This is a genomic window from Flavobacterium sp. NRK F10 (assembly GCF_024054235.1).
In the GTDB taxonomy this organism is placed as follows: Bacteria; Bacteroidota; Bacteroidia; order Flavobacteriales; family Flavobacteriaceae; genus Flavobacterium; species Flavobacterium sediminis.
Genome location: NZ_JAMXLC010000001.1, coordinates 371,071 through 391,857, shown reverse-complemented (window position 1 = coordinate 391,857; position 20,787 = coordinate 371,071). Strand labels below are relative to the sequence as shown.

Annotated in this window: 19 protein-coding genes; 9 read left to right on the top strand and 10 right to left on the bottom strand. The window is 34.7% G+C overall.

All coding sequences use genetic code 11. From position 1 onward, the window contains the following. Positions 1-21 precede the first annotated feature (21 nt). Genes NHF50_RS01735 through NHF50_RS01720 form a run of 4 tightly spaced genes read right to left on the bottom strand, consistent with a single transcriptional unit; the run spans position 22 to position 3,937 of the window. Positions 22-1,047 (bottom strand): MoxR family ATPase, encoded by a 1,026-nt coding sequence (locus NHF50_RS01735; protein ID WP_252774849.1) that lies wholly within the window; start codon positions 1,045-1,047, stop codon positions 22-24. After that, entirely contained in the window at positions 1,047-2,240 is a 1,194-nt protein-coding gene (locus tag NHF50_RS01730; RefSeq protein WP_252774848.1) for a DUF4350 domain-containing protein, read from the bottom strand. Before NHF50_RS01730 ends, NHF50_RS01735 begins: the two co-directional genes overlap by 1 nt. Before the next feature lies 1 nt (position 2,241). Beyond that, positions 2,242-2,958, bottom strand: a complete 717-nt coding sequence (locus tag NHF50_RS01725; protein WP_252774847.1) for a DUF4129 domain-containing protein — start codon at positions 2,956-2,958, stop codon at positions 2,242-2,244. A gap of 1 nt (position 2,959) precedes the next feature. Further along, on the bottom strand, positions 2,960-3,937 hold the full coding sequence (locus tag NHF50_RS01720; protein WP_252774846.1) for a stage II sporulation protein M: 978 nt from the start codon (positions 3,935-3,937) through the stop codon (positions 2,960-2,962). A 24-nt stretch (positions 3,938-3,961) separates the two neighbouring features. On the opposite strand from NHF50_RS01720, the gene NHF50_RS01715 reads away from it, so the two are divergent. Continuing rightward, entirely contained in the window at positions 3,962-4,699 is a 738-nt protein-coding gene (locus tag NHF50_RS01715; protein WP_252774845.1) for an RDD family protein, read from the top strand. On the opposite strand, the gene NHF50_RS01710 is transcribed toward NHF50_RS01715, so the two are convergent. Beyond that, positions 4,700-6,481: a gliding motility-associated C-terminal domain-containing protein gene (locus tag NHF50_RS01710; RefSeq protein WP_252774844.1), complete on the bottom strand. Its 1,782-nt coding sequence runs from the start codon at positions 6,479-6,481 to the stop codon at positions 4,700-4,702. Positions 6,482-6,592: 111 nt separating this feature from the next. On the opposite strand from NHF50_RS01710, the gene NHF50_RS01705 reads away from it, so the two are divergent. From NHF50_RS01705 to NHF50_RS01685, 5 genes are read left to right on the top strand one after another with little or no spacing between them, the layout of a single operon-like run. After that, positions 6,593-7,549, top strand: coding sequence for a FemAB family protein (locus NHF50_RS01705; protein WP_252774843.1), 957 nt, complete (start codon positions 6,593-6,595; stop codon positions 7,547-7,549). Further along, a complete protein-coding gene (locus NHF50_RS01700; RefSeq protein ID WP_252774842.1) occupies positions 7,546-8,628 on the top strand; it encodes a DegT/DnrJ/EryC1/StrS aminotransferase family protein in 1,083 nt (360 codons plus the stop codon). Before NHF50_RS01705 ends, NHF50_RS01700 begins: the two co-directional genes overlap by 4 nt. A gap of 32 nt (positions 8,629-8,660) precedes the next feature. Beyond that, the gene (locus NHF50_RS01695) at positions 8,661-9,905 is read left to right on the top strand and encodes an O-antigen translocase (RefSeq protein WP_252774841.1); all 1,245 of its coding nucleotides are present in this window, start codon (positions 8,661-8,663) and stop codon (positions 9,903-9,905) included. Further along, positions 9,884-10,618, top strand: coding sequence for a glycosyltransferase (locus NHF50_RS01690; RefSeq protein ID WP_252774840.1), 735 nt, complete (start codon positions 9,884-9,886; stop codon positions 10,616-10,618). Before NHF50_RS01695 ends, NHF50_RS01690 begins: the two co-directional genes overlap by 22 nt. Then, positions 10,611-11,939: a hypothetical protein gene (locus tag NHF50_RS01685; RefSeq protein WP_252774839.1), complete on the top strand. Its 1,329-nt coding sequence runs from the start codon at positions 10,611-10,613 to the stop codon at positions 11,937-11,939. The genes NHF50_RS01690 and NHF50_RS01685 overlap by 8 nt, the downstream gene beginning before the upstream one ends. Here the strand turns inward: NHF50_RS01685 and NHF50_RS01680 are convergent. Continuing rightward, positions 11,902-13,041, bottom strand: coding sequence for a glycosyltransferase (locus NHF50_RS01680; protein ID WP_252774838.1), 1,140 nt, complete (start codon positions 13,039-13,041; stop codon positions 11,902-11,904). The two genes, NHF50_RS01685 and NHF50_RS01680, sit on opposite strands and share 38 nt — an antisense overlap. Positions 13,042-13,104: 63 nt before the next feature. On the opposite strand from NHF50_RS01680, the gene NHF50_RS01675 reads away from it, so the two are divergent. After that, positions 13,105-13,920 carry a glycosyltransferase family 2 protein gene (locus tag NHF50_RS01675; protein ID WP_109568038.1) on the top strand — a complete coding sequence of 272 codons (816 nt, stop codon included), beginning with the start codon at positions 13,105-13,107 and terminating at the stop codon, positions 13,918-13,920. Further along, a complete protein-coding gene (locus tag NHF50_RS01670; protein ID WP_109568037.1) occupies positions 13,898-14,302 on the top strand; it encodes an FdtA/QdtA family cupin domain-containing protein in 405 nt (134 codons plus the stop codon). The genes NHF50_RS01675 and NHF50_RS01670 overlap by 23 nt, the downstream gene beginning before the upstream one ends. Here NHF50_RS01670 and NHF50_RS01665 read toward each other — a convergent pair. From NHF50_RS01665 to NHF50_RS01650, 4 genes are read right to left on the bottom strand one after another with little or no spacing between them, the layout of a single operon-like run. Continuing rightward, the gene (locus NHF50_RS01665) at positions 14,299-15,228 is read right to left on the bottom strand and encodes a glycosyltransferase family A protein (protein ID WP_109568036.1); all 930 of its coding nucleotides are present in this window, start codon (positions 15,226-15,228) and stop codon (positions 14,299-14,301) included. The genes NHF50_RS01670 and NHF50_RS01665 overlap by 4 nt on opposite strands. Continuing rightward, the gene (locus NHF50_RS01660) at positions 15,229-15,960 is read right to left on the bottom strand and encodes a bifunctional 2-polyprenyl-6-hydroxyphenol methylase/3-demethylubiquinol 3-O-methyltransferase UbiG (protein ID WP_252774837.1); all 732 of its coding nucleotides are present in this window, start codon (positions 15,958-15,960) and stop codon (positions 15,229-15,231) included. It lies immediately after the preceding gene. Then, a complete protein-coding gene (locus tag NHF50_RS01655) occupies positions 15,953-16,846 on the bottom strand; it encodes a glycosyltransferase (protein ID WP_109568034.1) in 894 nt (297 codons plus the stop codon). The genes NHF50_RS01660 and NHF50_RS01655 overlap by 8 nt, the downstream gene beginning before the upstream one ends. 2 nt (positions 16,847-16,848) lie before the next feature. Next, a complete protein-coding gene (locus tag NHF50_RS01650) occupies positions 16,849-17,532 on the bottom strand; it encodes a cell division ATP-binding protein FtsE (RefSeq protein WP_109568033.1) in 684 nt (227 codons plus the stop codon). Positions 17,533-17,757: 225 nt separating this feature from the next. Here NHF50_RS01650 and NHF50_RS01645 point away from each other — a divergent pair, with 225 nt between their 5' ends. Continuing rightward, positions 17,758-20,772, top strand: a complete 3,015-nt coding sequence (locus NHF50_RS01645; RefSeq protein ID WP_252774836.1) for a tetratricopeptide repeat protein — start codon at positions 17,758-17,760, stop codon at positions 20,770-20,772. Positions 20,773-20,787 lie beyond the last annotated feature (15 nt).

The window sequence follows — 20,787 nt, the reverse complement described above, 5'->3', positions numbered from 1 at the left end:
TTTTTCAAATTGAGTTTTTAGTTATCGCGGAATTTCGACGGTATCAATGATCTGTTTGATGATCTCGGTACTGTTAACTCCTTCCATTTCACGTTCCGGAGTAACAACAACGCGGTGTTGCAATACCGGAATAGCTGCCTCTTTAATATCGTCGGGTGTTACAAAATCGCGTCCTTTGATCGATGCGAAACCTTTAGCAGCATTTAAAATAGCTATAGAAGCTCTTGGAGAAGCTCCCAGATACAAAAAGGCATTTTCGCGGGTATTGGAAACTATTTTTGCAATGTATTCAATCAAATGCGGTTCAATGATGATTTGTTTTACCAAATGTTGAAAATCAGCAATATTAGTTTTAGATAAAATTGTAGCGATAGCGGCTAATTTATCTTCATTTTTCAATTCATTTTCTTTATTTAAGATATGGATCTCCTCTTCTAAGTTCGGGTAATCGATATTGATCTTAAACAAGAAACGGTCTAATTGTGCTTCGGGCAGTCGATAAGTACCCTCTTGCTCAATCGGGTTTTGCGTGGCAATTACAAGAAACGGTTTGTCTAATACGTATGTAGTTCCGTCGGCAGTAATTTGGCGTTCTTCCATTACTTCAAACAAAGCGGCTTGTGTTTTTGCCGGAGCCCTGTTGATCTCATCAATTAAAACAAAGTTGGAAAATATCGGTCCTTTTTTGAATTCAAAAGTTGATTTTGACAAATCAAAAACGGAAGTTCCGATGATATCCGAAGGCATCAAATCGGGTGTGAACTGGATTCTGCTGAAATCAAGAGATAAAGTCCTGGCTAACAGTTTAGCACTAATAGTTTTGGCTACTCCCGGAACCCCTTCGAGTAAAACATGTCCGTTTGCTAAAACAGCTACGAGCAATTGGTCGATCATTTTATTTTGCCCTACAATCACTTTAGCGATTTCCTGACGAATTTGAGCCAGACCATCCTGTAAGGGCTGTAGATCGATACGAGATTCAAAATTTACATTTTCGGCATTTTCATTTGTCTCGTTTTGCGGATTGTTTTCAAAAAAGTTTTCCATTATAGATTTAATTTTTCAATCAGTTCGTTCAATTTAATAATATCAGCTTCTGTAGCTTGTGTTTGTCTGCGTAATTGGTTGATGTGATGGACCAATTTTGCAATATCGTCTATATTTTTACTGGTTTTTTGATGTAATCTTTTAATAAAAGAGTCATCCAGATTAAAGGTATCAATATAGTATTCGTTTCTAATTTTTTCAAGTAAATATTTGATCTTTTTTTCAATGATATCCAAATGATTCTTTTCCTGATAATACAGATTCCCTATGGTTTTGGTGAATTCTACGGTTGTATTTTTTAACGGTTCAATAACGGGAACTACTCGTTGGCGGCGCTTAGCATTAAAGATCATAAAAAAGATCATAGAAAGCAGTGCAAAGAGCCAAGCCCACTTTAATGAAGGTTCACTAAAAATAAAACGCAATGGTGACTGATCTAAATTTTCACTTTCATAGCGATCTACTTTCCAGAAGATAGGATCTTTTTGAGGGATATTATTCAGTATACTTTCAGCATAGGACTGGTTCTTCAGCATGTAATAATTTGTGAAAGCTTCCGGCTGGGTGTGTAGGTAAAAAGCACCTTCACCAAAGGGGACTTTAATGAAATTGGTTTGTTCGTTTTTAAAATTCTTGCCGTATTTCTGTTTCCCTAAAACAGTTGTACGAGCAGAGTCAATTTCTATAAAATAACTGTTGTTAGTGCCTTTGTCAAAATAGTTCTTTTCTTTTTTTGCATTTTGAACCTCCAGTTGTAAGGTATCACTAAATATATTTCCATAACTTATTTTAAAATGAAGTGAATCGTGTAAGATCTTCGGAAAATCAAAAGAACTTAGAAAGATAGAGTTTCCGTGACTGGCAAAATACATTAGTTCTTTTAAGGATTCATCATCAATATCAAATTTGTTGTCAATGTACAAGACCGTTCCTGAGACACTATAAGAGGAATCTTTGTAACGGTATTTAGCATCTAAAAATTCGTATGGACTTTTCCCGAATCGTGTAACGGATTGCGGATTAAAATAGGTGTCACACTCGTTATCAAAGATATAGAGTCCGAAAGGCTTCTTGTCTTTGATCTTATAGGTTTCGGTCCAATCAACAGGTTTCGGTCGGCTGGCATCAATAGCGATGATGGCAATCCAGAGAAAGAACAGAATTCCTATGAATATTTTTAACTTTTTTGACATCTTATTGTTTTCCTATTGATTTTAAAAAGGCTTTTTGAGCTTTCTGGAAATCCTCTTCGGTTAGTTCAAATTCGCCATACCAACTGTATTCGTACACATACGAAAGAAATCGGAAATCTTTTTGTAAAGCCATATCGTTAATTTCGTATAGGTAGTCTGAATTCGTCTTTTCGATATCCCATTCAATAATGTTTCTGTCGGAAAGCGATTTTAGCAACCATAAATAATAGTAACGAATCGCAACGCGGAAATCTTTTCCGCCTACGGCATCTTTTACAATTTTATTGAAATCAATGGTATGGATATTTTCTTCAACATTTTCTGTTACGTTGATCTTTTTACTTGAACGACTAAAAATCCAGCCTCCTTCTTTGTTGATGATCATTCTGACGATCAGATAGACCACAAACAGAATAACGATAACAGCTAGAATACGGATGAGGATCTGAAAACCGCTCAAAGCTTCCGAGGCAGAAGTGTTACCGAAGATATTAGAGATCAAATTTTGTAGAAATCGTAAGATTTTATCACCTAAAGAGGGTTCGTAACTGTCTTGTTCTATTTCGTAATTAAAATCGTTTCCGTTGTATTTTTCAGCTAATGCACTTCCGAATGTTCTATGAGCATTAGCAATAGAATCTCTAGCTGTTTGTGCTAAAGACTGAAAGGCTATAACAAGGCTTAATAGAAAGGTTATGTAGATGCTCTTTGTTTTCATATTAAGCAATGGTAACTGATTTTTTTACTTTTTGATGTACTTTGAACGGATAGATCAGATAATAAAAACTAATCGCTGAAAGCGTAAGTAAAATAATTGAAATGCTTAGAAATGTAGGCATTTCTAAAGCGTATCGGGTAATGAAACCTTCTAAAAAACCGGCTGCAAAGGTAAAAGGCATGGTGCTGATGAAGATTTTAAAACTGTTTTTGAATCCTATTTTGAAGGAATCTAAGCGCGAATAGGTTTTAGGAAATAAAATGCTGGCTCCTAAGATAAATCCGGCTCCGGCTTCAATGACCATGGCAAAAATTTCCATTGAACCGTGGATCCAGATACCGCGAACACTTTCCCAGAATACATTTTCCTGATAAAAGAAATATTGGAAAGATCCCAGCATGATACAGTTCTGCAACAATACATAAAAAGTACCGATCCCTAGAAAGATTCCCCAGAAATAAGACATGGCACCTACTTTTAAATTATTAAGCGTGATACCGATAAAACTTCCCCAATTACTGCCGCTTTTGTAAACAGCTACAGGGTTTCCGTCTTTGATATTCTCTAAGGTCATGTTTACATAGTAATCCCCTAAAATAAGTCGTACAAAGCTGTCGTCGTTGTGAGCAGAAAGGACACCGATCCCTGTTAGCAGGAAGAATGTAATAAAAGCGTATAGAATGTACCTGCGGTACTGGTAAACCAGTAAAGGAACCTCCGTTGTAAAAAAATACTGAATTCTATTGGTCTCAGTTCTTTTTGTTTTGTAAATTTTTTGATAGGTTTGTGCCGCTAAATAATTTAGATAAACGGTTGTCTTGCTTTTCGGGTAATAAGTCTGAGCATAAGACAAATCATTGACTAAATGAACGTATAAACTAGCCAAATCATCAGGATTTTTTTTAGCTTTGCCAAAAATAGCTTGTTCAAAGTTAAGCCATTTTTCTTTATTTTGTTTAATAAATGCGACCTCTCTCATGGGAGTGCTAAAATATAAATTAAGATGCAATTAACCATAAACACGACACAAAATGTTACTATAAATTTTACAGCTGCAACTGTAGGAGATAGGTTATTGGCTCAGATTTTAGATATTTTAGTTAAGGCGGCATACATTGTTTTAGTTATTTTTTTATTTGAACTGACTGATTTTGACCGTTTTTTTACAGGTTTAGATCCTTGGTCAATTATGGCTGTCATTTCGTTAATCGGTTTACCGGTCATGTTCTATTCTTTAGTTCAGGAAAGCCTGTGGGAGGGACAAACCATAGGTAAAAAGATCGCAAAAATTAAAGTGATCAAACTGGACGGTTATCAGGCTAGTTTCGGCGACTATCTGATACGCTGGTTGTTCCGTATTGTGGAATTAACCGTTGGGAATGGTTTGTTTGCTTTAATCGTTATGATTATAAACAAGCGCAATCAGAGGCTAGGAGATATTGCAGCCGGTACGGCAGTGATCTCTTTAAAGAATAAAATTAATATCAATCATACAATTTTACAGGAGATCAATGATGATTATGTACCTACGTATCCGTTAGTTATCAAATTATCAGATAATGATATGCGGATCATCAAAGAGAACTTTGAAAAAGCAATAGCTATGAGAGACTTTAATACCATTATAAAACTACGGGAGAAGGTCATTGAAGTAACCGGAATAAAGAACCAGTCCGGAAACGATCAGGATTTCATCAAAACACTATTGAAAGATTACAACTATTATACGCAAAATATGTAATTAATAGGTAAGGTACAGGTATCCGGTTAAGGCTTCGGGATAGTCTTCGTCGTTAAGATATAAAATGTAGAAATAAGTACCTTCAGGAGCTTTATTACCGGCAAATCCATCTTTAACATAACCGTCCCAATTCGGAACATTATTGTTACCAGTCCATAATAATTTACCCCATCGATTGTAAATTTCCAGTTTAAAGTCGGTAAAAATATCCCGCAATCCGTCAATGAAGAAATCATCGTTATAACCATCATTATTGGCAGAGACTGCATTGTAAATTGTCGGAGGACAATTTCGGACGATCAGGTCAAATGAGGTAATACTATAGCAGCCAAATTCATTTTCAATTCTTACATAAATAGTTTCCGGAGTCGTTAAAGCCTCATAATTCATTGTATTGAGGATCTCATTTTGTTCATTTTCGGCATCTTCATAGGAATTATAAAAAGTAACCGAATGATCAGCATTGGTTGTAACCGACTCTTCATAAGCCGAAAAATCAAAATTACCTTTGGTAAGTCCTAAATTGCAAGAGGTAAGGTTTTCTAAAGTAGCAAACGGAGGAGATAACCACTGTGTTATTTCTATTTCAAAAGAATTGTTAGTTTCTACTAATTCTAAAATAGTATTATCATAATCAACAGTAGCAGTAAGGATGAAAATTTCCGTTGCGTCCAGCGGAATTGTTAATGTCACCGAACCTTGTTCATTGGCTCCGATGGCAATAGGATTTTGTGTAAACGTAGTTCCGATCAAGGTGTTGTTGACATAAAAACCAATGGTAGTATCTTCCGGAAGGATCTCAGTACTATTAACATTGTAAACGGTATAATCAACAGTTATTGAGTCGGAATTACAACTTGTGCTGTAATCATTCAAAACAATAGTAGCGTCGGGCAGTTGACTATTCAGTTTTACAGCAACAGCATTAATCATGATAAAATCCTGAAAAGATGTTAGTTCAATCAAAGCATCTGTATCACTGACTTGGATATAATTTTGAATATTATAGATGTCCAGATCCATATTATATAGAGTATTAGATCCCGTAACACTATTAGTTCCGTTAAAAACATTATTGGCCGGATTAAGAGCGTTACTCAGAACCTGACTATTGATATAAAAGGATTCCGTAGGTAAAACGGCATCACCTTCCCAAGCGATGAATCCGGCAGTAGCACCGTTGTTATCTAAAACGTTAAGATTGGTCAGATTAATACTAAGGTTATCCGGGACACCTTGTAAACCATCATAAATATTGATCTGATTGAGTTGAAAGACCGGATTTTCATAAACGATTAAAATGGCCCAGCCTGCAAAGTTAGTTTTTCGAATAAGATGTAAACTTTCATAGGCAGAAATGTCTAACCCGGAAAGTTCGTATGTACCGTTTCCATAACTTTGTACGTAAGAGGTAATATCTTTGAAAGCACTGAAATAAGTATACGTATTAGGCGAAAAAAAACGGCTATGACTAAAGGTACGATCAGGAGTGATTGCATTGCCGTTTAACTGAACATCAAAATCCCCATCGCCGCTTCCTGCCCAGTAAAGATAAGCTTTAACCACAGTATCATTAGGACCGAGATTTAAAGTAGCTGAAGAAGATGTGATCGTTACAGAACCGGCTGAGGTATTATTTTCGGCAGTATTCATGGTATTACCGACAAAAGTAAAATCATAACGCCCGTTAACCTGTGTATAAAGTGAAACATCTTGGCTGTAACTATAATAAGAAAGCAGACTTAATATGAAGAAAAATAAATTTCGGGTCTTTTTAGTCATTGGGTCACCGGATCTTTTATAAAGCAAATTACCATAAAAGTAATAAAAAAGCCAATAGCTTTTTATTCCTATGGTAAAAATTAGTAATTTTCCCCGTTAAAAGATGTAATCTTGAAAATTTATCAGGTAAGGAAATACGAGAAAGAAAGTAAAATGCTTTGGAACGAATTTGTTAAAAAAGCTAAAAATGCTACTTTTTTATTTGATCGGGATTTTATGGAATACCATCAGGATCGATTTGAAGATTATTCTTTATTGGTCTTTGATGCGAAAGAAAATGTAAAAGCTGTTTTTCCGGCAAATAAGGCAGGAGATACAGTGTTCTCACATCAAGGGCTGACTTACGGAGGCTTAGTTGTGGAGAAAAAAACAAAATCGGAAGAAATTTTTACAATAATGGATTCCATTGTTCGTTTTTTAAGAGCACAAGGGATTATCACTTTACAAATGAAATCCTTGCCTATCATATACAATTCAACGATGTCTAACGAATTGGATTTTTACTTTTTTAAATCCGGTGCCAATTGTTTCAGAAAAGATCTGAATTTAGCATTTCCTTTAAAGGATCCGGAATTATGGTCTAAAAGTAAATGGAAACATTATAAAAAGACTAAAAATATTGAAGTTAGATTTGATAATAAGTTCAACGATTTTTGGGAAGAAATATTAATTCCCAGACTTTTACAAAAATACAATGCAAGCCCGGTACATACCTTACAAGAAATAGAATCACTGGCATCCGATTTTCCGGAGAATATAAAACAGGTTAATGCTTACATAGATAATCAGATCGTAGCAGGAATCACACTTTTTCAGGATACGTTTGTTGTAAAATCCCAATACGGAGCTACGTCAGACTTGGGAGAAAAGAACAGAGCGCTGGATTATTTGTATTTTACCTTATTTGAACATTTCAGAGCGGAAAATAAGCTTTATTTTGATATGGGAGTTGTTACAGACACAAGTTTTAAAGAAGGTTTTAATAAAGGCTTATTGCAGCAGAAAGAAGAGCTCGGAGGTGTTGTGTTTTGTCAGGATTATTACCAATTAGATTTACAGGTAAAATGATAAAATTTCTTGATTTACATAAGATCAATAAACCATTTGAAAATCGGTTTAAACAAAGATTTCAGCAATTCTTAGATAAGGGCTGGTACATTTTAGGAAATGAGGTTCAGACATTTGAAACTGATTTTGCGGCTTATAGCGGTAGCCGATTTTGTGTAGGAGTAGCCAATGGATTAGATGCTTTGACTTTAATTTTAAAGGCATATATTCAACTGGAAAAAATAGAAAAAGGAGATGAGGTTATCGTTCCTGCCAATACCTATATTGCAACTATTTTAGCAATTCTGGAAGCCGATTTAATTCCGGTTTTAGTAGAACCAAAGTTAGAAACCTATACAATAAACCCTGATCGGATCGAAGAAAAAATATCCTCAAAGACAAAGGCAATCCTTCCGGTACATTTGTACGGACAATTAGCCGAGATGGATGAAATTTCAGCTATAGCTAAACGATATGATCTATTAGTTATAGAGGATGCAGCACAATCTCACGGAGCTAAAGCTCATTATGAAAACCATCCGAAAGCCTATAGCTTTTATCCCGGAAAAAACTTAGGTGCTTTGGGTGATGCCGGAGCCATTACAACAGATGATCCCGAATTAGCAGAAGTTTTGTATGAACTACGGAATTACGGTTCGAAGAAAAAATATGAGAACGAACGCATCGGCGTAAATTCTCGTTTAGATGAGTTACAAGCGGCATTTCTGAACTTAAAATTACCTTTTTTAGACAAGGAAAATGAAGCCAGAAGGCATATTGCCCGACGCTATTTAACGGAAATGACAAACCCTAAAATCATTTTACCGGATTGGAATAGGGAAGCTGCTCATGTTTTTCATCAGTTTGTTGTCCGTACGGAAAACAGAAATGCATTTCAGAACTTTTTGCAAGCGAACGAAATTGAAACGATGATCCATTATCCGATTCCGCCCCACCAGCAAAAAGCATTAAAAGACTGGAATCAGCTTTCGTTTCCTGTCACTGAGAAAATCCATCAGGAAATAATCAGCTTGCCGATCAACAGCAGTTTGACCGAAGAAGAAATAGCAACCATTATTAAGGTAGTAAATGCGTATTAAGTTTGAATGAATTTCAAAAAATAAAGGAAAATGTGCTTTTTAAAATCTTCTCATTCAATAGTCTGAGTTTGGTTTTAAGAGTCGTGACCAGTTTTTTGACCTCAAAGGCAATTGCTATGTTCATCGGAGCTTCCGGAATGGCATTAGTAGGCAATCTAAGAAACTTTCTATCTTCTTTAGAGGCTTTAGGAACTTTGGGAATCCAAAATGGAATTATTAAAAGAGTAGCAGAGAATTATTCCGACAAAAAGAGATTATCACATTTGTTCTCAATACATTTTTTAGGAATTCTCATTCTTTCCGTTTTTTTAGGAATCGGAATTGTTGTGTTTTCTGAGTTCATTGCGAACAAAATTTTCGATCATGCCGATTATTCAACGGTTCTGAAAGCTATTGGAATTTTATTCCCTTTTCAGGTACTGAATGTGTATTGCATTGCTTTTCTGAATGGGTTGAGTCGCTATAAAAAAGTAGTCTGGGTAAATAGTGTCAGTTACTTGTCCGGATTGGTACTTTCTGTTGTTTTGATGTATTTTTTCAGAACAATGGGGGCATTATTGGCCGTTTCAGTCATAGGGCTCGTTTTGTTTTTGGTTTCTTTTTATTTTGTAAAGGAAGAAATCACAGCTTTTCAGATCGGGAGTTTAAGAAGTAGCTTTAAAGAGCTGAAAGGAACCTTGTCGTATGGACTAATGAGTTTGTTCTCAGCAATAATTTCGCCTCTTATTTATTTGTTTATCAGAAGTCTGGTTATCAATTGGGACAGTCTGGATGCGGCGGGATATTACGAGGCAATGAACAAGATTTCGGCTCTGTATATGATGTTCATTTCTTCCATGATAACCTTATATTATTTGCCGGAATTTTCAAAAGATACAAATCAGATAAAGCCTTTAACTAAAAATTACCTGACTAAGATCATTCCGCTTTTTGCTTTAGCACTGAGTGTTTTATTTTTGTTGCGAATGTATTTTATTCCGTTGTTTTTAAGCAAGGAATTTTTACCGGTTTCCCAATTGTTCTTCTGGCAAATGCTGGGCGATATTTTCAAGGCAGCTTCTTTAATACTGGGAATACAGTTTTACGCCAGAAAGTTAGTGAAACCTTATTTTATATTTGAAATTATTTCTTTTGCAACGATGATCTCTTTGAGTTGGTTTTTGATTTCGTATGCTAAAGTAGAAGGAGCCGTTATGGCTTATTGCGGGACCTATTTTGTGTATTTTGTAATGTTATGGATGTACTTTAACGGTTTATGGAGAAAACAAACAGAATAGGCATATTGATCCCTTGTTTTAATGAAGTTGAGCGTTTTAAAATGCTCAACTGGAGCAAGCAATTTGAAACCTATCGGGATGTCGATTTTCTGTTTATAAATGACGGAAGCTCAGATCAGACTCAGAATGTATTGGATACTTTTAGCAAGGAGTTTGAAAATGTTTTTTGCCTGAGCCTGTTAAAGAATTCGGGAAAGGCTGAGGCTATCCGGCAGGGAATTTTTCAGTTTAACATTATTCAATATGATTATGTAGCGTATTTAGATGCTGATCTGGCAACTCCGGTTTCTGAATTGATTCGTATCTCTCAGTTTTTACTGCAAAACGGTAATTTGGCTCTGGTAATGGGAGCAAGAATAAAACTGACCGGAAATCAGGTAAGAAGATCGTTGCTACGCCATTATTTCGGACGTGTATTTGCAACTATCATGAGTCAGGTTATTCTAAAATTTCCCATCTACGATACGCAATGCGGGGCTAAAGTCATGCGTTCTGATTTGGCATACCGATTATTTAAAGATCCTTTTATAACCAAATGGCTTTTTGATGTTGAATTGCTTTTGCGGTTTAAAAGGTCAGATCGTGAGTTTGAGTTAAAAATTAAAGAGATCCCGTTGGAAATATGGGAAGAAAAAGGAGGTTCAAAAATAAGAAAAAGAGAATTTTTTCAGTTTCCTTTGCAACTTTTAAAAATATATTTCAACTATGTTTAAATGGATCGATAAGATTTATATCCCTTTTGTAAAAACAGCGGAGGTAAAATTTCTCATTCTCTTTGGGTTTTTCTTCAGAGCCCTATTCTTTGCGTTGTATTTTACAATTACTAAATGGCCGGATAGTTGGAGCTTTATGGAGTTAGTGCCTTATCTGATGAAATTTAATTTATCCGGTTATACCGGAGAAAGGAGTCCCGGATATCCGTTATTGATAGCATTAGGGGGAGGAACTATGCGGCTAACGATCGTATATCAATTTGTTATCGGTGTTGTAACTTCTGTGATCCAGTATAAATTATTATTAAAATTAGGTTTTCAAAATAAAAATGCGCTTTGGATCGCGGTTTATCTGGAAACTTTACTATATGTGTTTTTTTATGAAACAGCTATTTTAATAGAAAGTCTTACCGTTTTTTTACTATCGGCCGTTTTCTATATTTTAGCAGATAATTATTTCAATAAGCGAGACCTTAAATCAGAGTTATTGTTTAGCCTTCTTTTAGGTTATCTGGTTTTAACCAAACCTTTCTTTGCTTATATTCCGTTTGTTATCTATGGTTTTACTGTTTTGTATCGATTTCATTGGAAAAAGATCATCAACCAGAAGATCATTATTTTAATTTTCCCCTTATTAGTCTATTTCGGTTGGTCTTATGTCAATAAAGTAAACACAGGATATTTTGTTTCTACAACTTATTTTGGTCTCAACATTTCCCAAAATTGCGTTTATTTTGCTGAAAAAGGTCCGGAAAAATACCAGTGGATCATAGATCCTTATGTAAAATACAGAGAAGAAACCATCAGAGAGAAAAAAGATGTGGCAATGGCTATCTGGCATGCTCATTATCATGATTTACAATATAAATATCCTTATTTTCCGGAGTGTTCCTATTATTTGGGAGAATATGCAAAAGAAACCATCAAGAACAATCAGTATGATTATTGGAAACAGGTTGTAACCCGTTCCTGGTTGGATTTTTGGAGGGTAAAGATTTATTGGGATTTTGAAAAAGTAAAATTAAAACCACTTGTAAGAACCATTTGGCGTTTGCAAAAGATTACATTGTACTTTTTCAAATGGAGTTTTCTGGCTTTAGTTCCTTTTTTTGTCTTCCGATTTTTTAAGAAACGTAAGATCGCTTTTGAAATAGTAGCAGTGACCATTATATTTGCCGGATCGCTTCTACAAGGTATTGTTACTTACGGAACGAATGTAAAATACGCTTATCCGTATGAATTTTTAATGATTATTGTAGTGCTGTTGTTTTTTAAAAAAGAAGTCAAATTGCCCAGACGGATAAGTACTTTTTTGCAATGATCCGATAATGATGTTCTGCCTCAATAAACTTTCGGGCATTAGTTGAAATATCAATGATCTCGGCAGGATTTTCAATTAAAAAAGAGAGTTTTTGACATAGTTCTTCTACATCAGGAACAGCATTGATACAAACACGGTCATCCTGTAAATGGTAGTATTCGGAAAATTCGGTTTCAGCACCGGTAAAAACAACTTTTCCTTTAGCCATAGCCTCTAAAGCATTATAGCCCTGATCGTAAGCATAAACCTGATCTAAAAGGATATGTGCTTTGTTGTATAACTGAATATATTCGGCATAGGGAATGTTCTCCGTTACAATTGCCTCAACACAATTCGGGTATTTTTTTTGAATTCTTTCCAATGCCTGTTCAAAGAACGGAATGCCTTTTTTTTGATAACTCAAGTGGTTAATGCCTAAAAAGATGATAATTTTATCTTCAAAATGTAAAGGTTCAAATTTGATTTTGTCAACATTAACAGGATTCGGAATAAAATGGGTTTTAAAGCCCGTTTTTTGCATTGGAATCTCATAATCCAGATCAGATGTAATGAGCGATTGACAATTGTTTTTTAGCCATTGAAATGTTTTTCGGTAAGATGTTTTTCTGTATTTTAACGGAAACTGAAATAGTTTTTTGAGACCCAGATTTTCAAAGTAAGGGGTTAAAATAGAATAGTTAAGTTCTTGTTTGAAAAGATAGTCTATAACAGGAGTTTCATCGCCGCAAATTAATAAACTTCTGTTCTTTATCCTTTGAAACAGCTTTTTATAAAGCCATCGACTGAGTACCGGATAGGTTTCTAAAGCATCTGAATTAATTAGCTGAACATGGTTGTAATCTGAAAATTGAGGAAGTAAGAAATAAAAACGAATTGCCTTTTCAAGTTTTTCTAAATTGATGAGCTGTAGTTTTCGCAGTAGTTTATGAACATAAATGATCGGTTTAGTATGCGTAAAAGAAGCGTAGACAGAATGATCTACCGGAAATTGTTTGAATTTATCGCCGCAACCTACAATGGTAACCTCATGACCTAAAGTTTGTAGCCCTTCCTTTAAAGAATTGTGCAATCGGCTGTATTCACCAACTAAAAGGATTCGCATATAATTAATTCTAAAATATTCTAATTTCTGATTACATTTGTGTAAATATACTACAATTTGAGTGTGCTCTACCAACAAAATGATTTAGAAATTTTAGTTTCGACCATGAATCAAAAGGATCTCGGTTTTTTATATCGAATGTTTCCCGATGATCTATGGCAATCAATTTCCGTTTTGGTGGTGAATCAAACCGACGGAGAAGAGCTGCAGTCTGGTTTTGAAAATGTGAAAGTTGTGAACTGTTATGAATTCGGACTTTCAAAGAGCAGAAATATAGCCTTACAACAGGCTGAAAAAGATTTGGTTCTGCTAGCTGATGACGATGTTATTTTTGAACATGATTTTGCGGCTAAGTTATTACATGCGTTTAATAAAAATCCTTTTACAGATGTTGTTAGGTTCCGGTATACTCAAAACGGAAAACAGATCAAGAAATATCCGCAAGCCTTCTGTCAGGATTTAAACTGGTTTCAGGTTTTAGATATCTCTTCTGTAGAATTAGCTTTTAAGAGAAAAGTTATTCTGGAAACTAATGTCAGGTTTGATGAAAATTTCGGTATCGGAGCTTGTTTTCCGATAGGAGAGGAGGCAATTTTTGTGTCAGATCTGAAAAATAAAAACTTCAGGATAAGTGGTGAGCCGGAAGTCATTTTAGATCACCCGGGAGAAACAACAAGTAAAAGGATAAATTCTGAGATGCTTTATTTTAATCAAAGTGCCGTTTTTTTTAGAATTTTCAGGAATAAATATGTACTTTGGATTTTCTTAAAACTATTTTTTGATCTCAAACAAGGTAAAATAGGGATACTTCAGATTCCCAAGTTAATTTCACAGGCTATAAAAGGTAAAAAGCAGTATGTCAAAAATTCAAGATTGTAAAATAATTGCCATTCCGAAAATCCATGATCCGAGAGGGAATTTATCGGTTATAGAAGAACAAGTTATTCCTTTTGAAATAAAGCGTGTGTATTATTTGTATGATGTTCCGGCCGGAGCAGAACGCGGCGGACATTCGCACAAAGAACAGCAAGAATTTCTAGTGGCTTTATCCGGAAGTTTTGAGGTAATATTAAATGACGGTGAAAGGGAGAAAACAGTTGTTCTGAATAAACCCTATGAAGGCTTATTAATAGCTAATAATATTTGGCGCGAATTGCGCAATTTTTCTTCAGGATCTGTATGCTTGGTTATCGCTTCAGATGTGTTTGAAGAAAGTGATTATATCAGAGGATTTAATGACTTTTTACAAACAAAACGTTAGTTGTAAATACTAAAATCAAAACCTTTACTTCTTAAGAATTGCTTGAACCGCAAAAGCTTTTTAAGAACACTGCCGGGCATTTTATACAATAGTTTTGTTTTGAACGGAATTGAAGTCTTTATTGTTTTAAAATAATGTTCTGATCGCTCTAGATCACCAGCAATTTTAAACTGCATTGCATATTCTAAACGGTAGAGATCCAAAAACCGTTGTAAACTTCCGTTACTTTTTTCTTTTTCAGAGAATTGTTCAAAATTCATTAATCTTTTCCGAGTGATCGGAGTTTTAGAAAGTTGGTTGTCTAAAGAAAAATTGTATTCTACAGTGAATGCCGAAGTCAGGGCAACAGGATATTCAAGAGCAATCTTAGTATATAGTTCCAGATCCTGTCCGCTAGTAACAGTAGGATTGAATCTTTTCTCCGTAAAGATACTTTTCGGAATAGCAAGAGAAGATGTTAATCCGATCCGATAAGGTAAACTGGCGTCAAAAAAATTGTTCACGACACCTCTGAAGTCTTGAGCAATATTTTTATAAAATGTTCTGACGTTCTTGTGAGTAGCTATTTTCATAAAATAACGACTTGCATAGATACCACAATCAGGAAAATCCTGATACAAAAGATAAATTTCCTCTAAGTGATCGGGTAGCCAATAATCGTCAGCGTCTAAAAAAGCAATCAACTCTGATGTAGCCTTTTCAATTCCGAAATTACGTGCCGTTCCTACACCTTGATTGTCCTGATGGTATAATTTAATCCTTGAGTCATGGTATGATTTAAGAATCTCAACAGAATTATCATCGGAACCGTCATTAACAACGATAAGTTCGAAATCTGTAAAAGATTGTTGTAATACAGATTCTAGGGTTTTCTGAAAAATAAACCCTTTGTTGTAAAGTGGTATGATGATCGAAATTTTGGGCATTTATTTTGTAGCGACTAAAATGATTTCGTTTTTACGGAAGCCAAAATAATCATTTTTATCAAAACTTTTGACTTCAATCGAAAAACCAACGGATTCTAATCGTTTTTTTAAGCCTTCAACGGAATAGATACGAACATGATCTTCTTGTCCGAAATGGATCAAGCGGTCTTGTTCTGAAGTGATATTTTTGTCTTCGTAGATATCTCCGTCTTTAAAAGGAGTCTGTATCAGAATCTTTCCGTTTGTCTTTAAAACCCGAAACAATTCTTTCATAGCTTGCACATCATCAGGAATATGTTCCAGAATATGATAACAAAGAATAAGGTCAAAAGAAGCATCAGAAGTAGCTATCTCAGTGATATTGTAGTGATGGTCAGAAATAAAATCACCTGACAGATCAGAGGCATGATAGTCCTTATTTTGTATATTTTTCCACTTTCGGTACAAACATCTGGAAGGGGAGAAATCTAAAACGGAATGTACCTGAGGTAAATATTCAGAAGCAATGATCTCCCATAGTCTTCTGTCGCGTGATAAGCTACCGCATTTCGGGCAAAGTTTGTCCTCATTTTCCAGAATGATCCATTCTTTATTTTTAAAATGGCAGATAGTACATTTGTGTTGGTTTCCTTTTTTAGATAAGGCAAAAAAACTCCGCAAACCGGGCTCAATCATATAAAGCACCTTATCAGGAATAAGGTTGCGGATAACTTTCTTGAGAGAATTATACATTTTGTTTTGGGCTAATGGTACAAAAATAGCCTAATTTATAAAGGAAAAACAGATTTAGATTTGGTTTTTTTGAAATTAAATTGTTTCGTATGCTTTTTTCAAATTGTTTGAATAAGAACTTGAAGAAATTTAAGAATCCGAATTTCTTTAAGAATTGATAACTTGTTCCTAATTTTGTGTCTGTATATTCTAAGCGTTGGTTACAGATCAGAAAGTATAAGTTTTCAATAGCCTTTTCTGTTTTTTTTATAAATACGGAGTTCGTCTCTACATTAAGATGGATCAAAGGGTTTTTAAAATGTTCCACAAGAACGTTTTCTTGCTTTAAAAGCTTTAAAAAAACAACATCTTCATAACCGTATTCTGTTATGTATTCCGGAAATCTGATAGTTTGAAAGATTTCTTTTTTAAGTGCCAGATTCCAGGTAAAGACAAATTGATATGGATTTTTTTTTCGAAATTCTAATTTTTTCACTTCTGTTTTCGTACCATATAACCAGCGAAGTTTGTTTTCGGCAAAAGGTTCTTCCGGATACAAAACGCCACCGAAGATGGCATCTTTATTAGTTTCTTTTAAAATAGTTACCCAATTTTTAATGTAGTTTTTTTGTTGCGGCATGGCATCGGCTTCCTGAATTAATATCCAGTTATATTGCGATTGCTCTACCAGAAAATTAATGTTTTGTCCCCGACCTAAATTTTTTTTGTTTTTTATATACCTACAGTGTGATAAATGTGTTATTTCTTCGTTATCAGCTGAAGTATTACGACTATCATCTCCTACAATTATCTCATAATCAAAACCTAAGGTGTCGGCTTGATTCTTTAATTCCCTTACTAATGGCAAGACATTATATTCGTATGTAGGGATCAGAATAGAAAGCATATTTACACCGTTCTTTGAACTACTTCAAATACTTTTCCTTCATCAAACTTTAGGGTTTTAGAAGGGAATTTCAATAATAAAGCATAATCGTGAGTAGCCATAACGATAGTTTTGCCGTTAGCATTAATTTTTCGTAACAATTCCATTACTTCAACACTGGTTTGCGGATCAAGATTTCCGGTAGGTTCATCGGCTAGTATTAAATCTGGGTCGTTAAGTAAAGCTCTGGCAATAGCAATGCGTTGTTGCTCTCCACCCGAAAGTTGGTGGGGCATTTTATTGAGATAATGCTTTAAGCCTACTTTTTCCAGTACTTCATCAATCTTAAGGTTTATTTCTGCTTTGTCTGTCCAACCGGTTGCTTTCAGTACAAAAAGAAGGTTCTCTTTTATATTTCTGTCCGGTAAAAGTTTAAAATCTTGAAAAACAACGCCCAATTTCCTTCTCAGGTAGGGAATGTTCTTTTCTTTTAAACCGTTTAAATCATAACCTACAAGTCTTCCTTCTCCTTCTTTTAAAGGTAAATCAGCATATAAAGTCTTTAAAAAACTACTCTTTCCTGCTCCGGTTTTACCTATCAGATAAATGAACTCCCCTCGTTTAACTTCTAAATTAATATTGGTCAATACGGGGTTTTTTTCTTGGTAAATGGTCACATTTTTTAAAGAGAGAATGCTTGTGGACATAATTTGACGACAGATTTTGGTGTAAAAGTAAGAACTAAATTTTCGGTTACAAAATTTTATTTCACTTAACGGGAAGTTCCTTTTTTTATTGCTTGGTTTAAAATAATTGTTTGATCGTTTTTATTTCGTTACGGTTAATAAAATGTTACAATAATCTGTTAACACTTTTCGTTAATACCATAAGGAAATATTATCTTTGAGGACTATTACAAAAAACAAATTCAAATGATTAAGAAAATCAGACTAGCCTCCCTTTTGTTTATGGGAAGTCCGGCTTTGCTTTTTTCGCAGCAAACGGCCATTTATACAAATGAATTGAAAGAGTTTGACAGAGCGGTTGAATTGTACAAAGACAAACAGTACCAATCCGCTCAGATTATGTTTGGGGAAGTTAAAAATACAATAAAGAATCAGGAAGTTCAGGCTGATTGTGCTTACTACATTGCAAATTGTGCCATTCGTTTAAATCAATACGGAGCCGATCAATTAATTGAAGATTTTGTAGAAGATTATCCGACAAGTACAAAACAAAATCAGGCGTATATTGAAGTGGCTCATTACTATTTTAACCAAGGAGGCTATGCTAAGTCCTTAGAATGGTTTGACAAAGCCGATACGAGTAATATGTCAAATGCCGACAGGGAAAAATACAATTTTCAAAAGGGATATGCCTATTTTACTTTGAAACGAAATAAAGAAGCTCAGAAACACTTAAATCAGGTGGTTAATTCGCCTGTTTACGGTAGTCAAGCTAAATATTATTTGGGTTATATGTCTTATGAAACAGATGATTATAATGCTGCTAATGAATACTTTGATCAGGTTTCAGATCAGGACAAATACAAAGAAAAGATGGGCTACTTTCAGGCCGATATGAATTTTAAACTGGGAAATTTTCAAAAGGCTATTGATCTGGGGCTGGCTCAGTTGCCTAAGTCAAATGCTCAGGAGAAAAGCGAACTGTCTAAAATTATCGGAGAAAGTTATTTTAACCTGAAACAATACGATAAAGCACTCCCTTACCTGTTAGATTACAGAGGAAAAAAAGGCAAATGGAATAATACTGACTTTTACCAGTTAGGGTATACCTATTACAAGCAGAACGATTATGAAAATGCTATAAATCAGTTCAATAAGATCATTAACGGAAATGATCATGTGGCACAGAATGCTTATTATCATCTGGCAGAATGTTATTTGGAAACAGATAAAAAACAACAGGCTTTAAATGCTTTTAAAACAGCTTCTGAAATGGATTTTGATCTGAAAATTCAGGAGGATGCCTATCTTAACTATGCTAAGTTGAGTTATGAAATAGGAAATCCTTATCAATCCGTTCCGGAAGTATTGAAAGCTTATTTGGATAAATATCCGAATACATCTTACAAGCAGGAAATTAATAATCTATTGATCAGTTCATACATCACATCTAAAAACTATACAGAGGCTTTAGAGTTGTTAGAGAAAAACAAATCCCCTGAAAATCGTCTCGCTTACCAAAAAGTAGCTTTTTACAGAGGACTGGAACTTTTTACAGACGGGAATTATCAGGCGGCTTTTGACTTGTTTAAAAAGTCGATCTCAGAAAATAAAGATCTGAAGTTTACGGCACGTGCAACTTTTTGGAAAGCTGAAGCAGAATATAATTTAGAACAGTATAATGAAGCTATGTTAAGCTATAAACAATTTTTAGGTTATAGTGAAGCGGCTTCTGTACCGGAATATAAAAATGTTCAGTACAATTTAGCGTATGCGTATTTTAAATTAAAGGATTATGATAATGCCATCAAGCATTTTACGGATTTCTTAGCGGTGGTTAAGAATGATAATGTAAGAAAGGTTGATGCTTATTTACGCTTGGGAGATTGTAACTTTATTTCAGCTAAGTATTGGCCGGCAATGGAAGCATATAACAAAGCTATTGAAATGAATAGCGTAAGTAAAGATTATGCTGCATTCCAAAAAGGGATCAGTTACGGATTTGTCGGAAAGAATGACCGAAAGATTGAAGATCTGGAAAAATTTATTAAAACGTATCCGAACTCACAATATGCCGATGATGCTTTGTATGAGTTAGGGAATACGTATGTGAATGAAAATAACGAATCAAAAGCTATTGCATCTTATGATAAGTTAATCGCTAATTACCCGAGTAGTTCTTATGTAGCCAAATCGATTTTGAAACAAGGATTGATCTACTACAACAACAATAAATCAGAACCGGCTTTAGTGAAGTTTAAAAAAGTAGTAGCGGAGTTCCCGAATTCGCCGGAATCTTTACAAGCGGTTTCAACAGCACGTTTGATCTATGTCGATAACGGAAGAGTGGATGAGTATTCAGACTGGGTAAAAACATTGAGTTTCGTTGAAGTGTCGGATGCCGATTTGGACAATACTACTTATGAATCGGCTGAGAAGCAATATTTGATGAATAATAGTAAACAGGCTATTTCAGGATTCAGCAATTATGTAGCTAAGTTTCCGAATGGATTGCATGCTTTACATGCTAATTTCTATTTGGCGCAATTGTATTTTGCTGATGGTTTAGAAAGTAATTCGGCTAAACATTATGAATATGTGATCAGTCAGCCGAGAAATGAATTTACAGAACAAGCTTTAGCTCGTTTGAGTCAGGTATATTTAAAAGCGAAAGAATATGACAAAGCCATACCGGTTCTGTCCCGATTAGAAAATGAAGCCGATTATCCGCAAAATAAAACCTATGCGCAGTCTAATTTAATGAAAGCGTATTATGAAAAAGAGAATTATGCAAGTGCTGTTGTATATGCCGAAAAAGTTTTGTCAAACGATAAAGTAGATGACCGGATAAAAAGTGATGCACAGATCATTATTGCACGTTCTGCTATTAAAACCAATGACGAAACAAAAGCAAAAGCAGCTTATGCAGATTTGTTGAAAATTGCAAAAGGAGAATTAGCTGCCGAAGCATTGTATTATGATGCCTATTTCAAAAATAAAGAGGGAAAATTTGAAGAGTCAAACAAAGCGGTTCAAAAATTAGCAAAAGATTATTCAGGATATAAATACTACGGAGCAAAAGGCTTAGTAGTAATGGCAAAAAACTTTTACGGATTGAAAGATAGTTTCCAGGCAACTTATATTCTAGAGAGTGTAATTAAAAATTTCGGAGATTATCCTGATGTTGTGGAAGAAGCTCAAACTGAGTTGGCAGCCATAAAAGCAGAAGAAGCCAAAACGAATTCATCAATCACAGAATAAATTACTTCAGATGTT

Excerpts from the sequence above, each read along its gene's own strand:
- NHF50_RS01670 (WP_109568037.1), top strand. The coding sequence starts at position 13,898 with ATGTCAAAAATTCAAGATTGTAAAATAATTGCCATTCCGAAAATCCAT.
- NHF50_RS01645 (WP_252774836.1), top strand. The coding sequence starts at position 17,758 with ATGATTAAGAAAATCAGACTAGCCTCCCTTTTGTTTATGGGAAGTCCG.
- NHF50_RS01720 (WP_252774846.1), bottom strand. The coding sequence starts at position 3,937 with ATGAGAGAGGTCGCATTTATTAAACAAAATAAAGAAAAATGGCTTAAC.
- NHF50_RS01650 (WP_109568033.1), bottom strand. The coding sequence starts at position 17,532 with ATGTCCACAAGCATTCTCTCTTTAAAAAATGTGACCATTTACCAAGAA.
- NHF50_RS01725 (WP_252774847.1), bottom strand. The coding sequence starts at position 2,958 with ATGAAAACAAAGAGCATCTACATAACCTTTCTATTAAGCCTTGTTATA.
- NHF50_RS01665 (WP_109568036.1), bottom strand. The coding sequence starts at position 15,228 with ATGCCCAAAATTTCGATCATCATACCACTTTACAACAAAGGGTTTATT.
- NHF50_RS01730 (WP_252774848.1), bottom strand. The coding sequence starts at position 2,240 with ATGTCAAAAAAGTTAAAAATATTCATAGGAATTCTGTTCTTTCTCTGG.
- NHF50_RS01735 (WP_252774849.1), bottom strand. The coding sequence starts at position 1,047 with ATGGAAAACTTTTTTGAAAACAATCCGCAAAACGAGACAAATGAAAAT.
- NHF50_RS01680 (WP_252774838.1), bottom strand. The coding sequence starts at position 13,041 with ATGCGAATCCTTTTAGTTGGTGAATACAGCCGATTGCACAATTCTTTA.
- NHF50_RS01655 (WP_109568034.1), bottom strand. The coding sequence starts at position 16,846 with ATGCTTTCTATTCTGATCCCTACATACGAATATAATGTCTTGCCATTA.
- NHF50_RS01715 (WP_252774845.1), top strand. The coding sequence starts at position 3,962 with ATGCAATTAACCATAAACACGACACAAAATGTTACTATAAATTTTACA.
- NHF50_RS01685 (WP_252774839.1), top strand. The coding sequence starts at position 10,611 with ATGTTTAAATGGATCGATAAGATTTATATCCCTTTTGTAAAAACAGCG.
- NHF50_RS01660 (WP_252774837.1), bottom strand. The coding sequence starts at position 15,960 with ATGTATAATTCTCTCAAGAAAGTTATCCGCAACCTTATTCCTGATAAG.
- NHF50_RS01690 (WP_252774840.1), top strand. The coding sequence starts at position 9,884 with ATGGAGAAAACAAACAGAATAGGCATATTGATCCCTTGTTTTAATGAA.
- NHF50_RS01700 (WP_252774842.1), top strand. The coding sequence starts at position 7,546 with ATGATAAAATTTCTTGATTTACATAAGATCAATAAACCATTTGAAAAT.
- NHF50_RS01710 (WP_252774844.1), bottom strand. The coding sequence starts at position 6,481 with ATGACTAAAAAGACCCGAAATTTATTTTTCTTCATATTAAGTCTGCTT.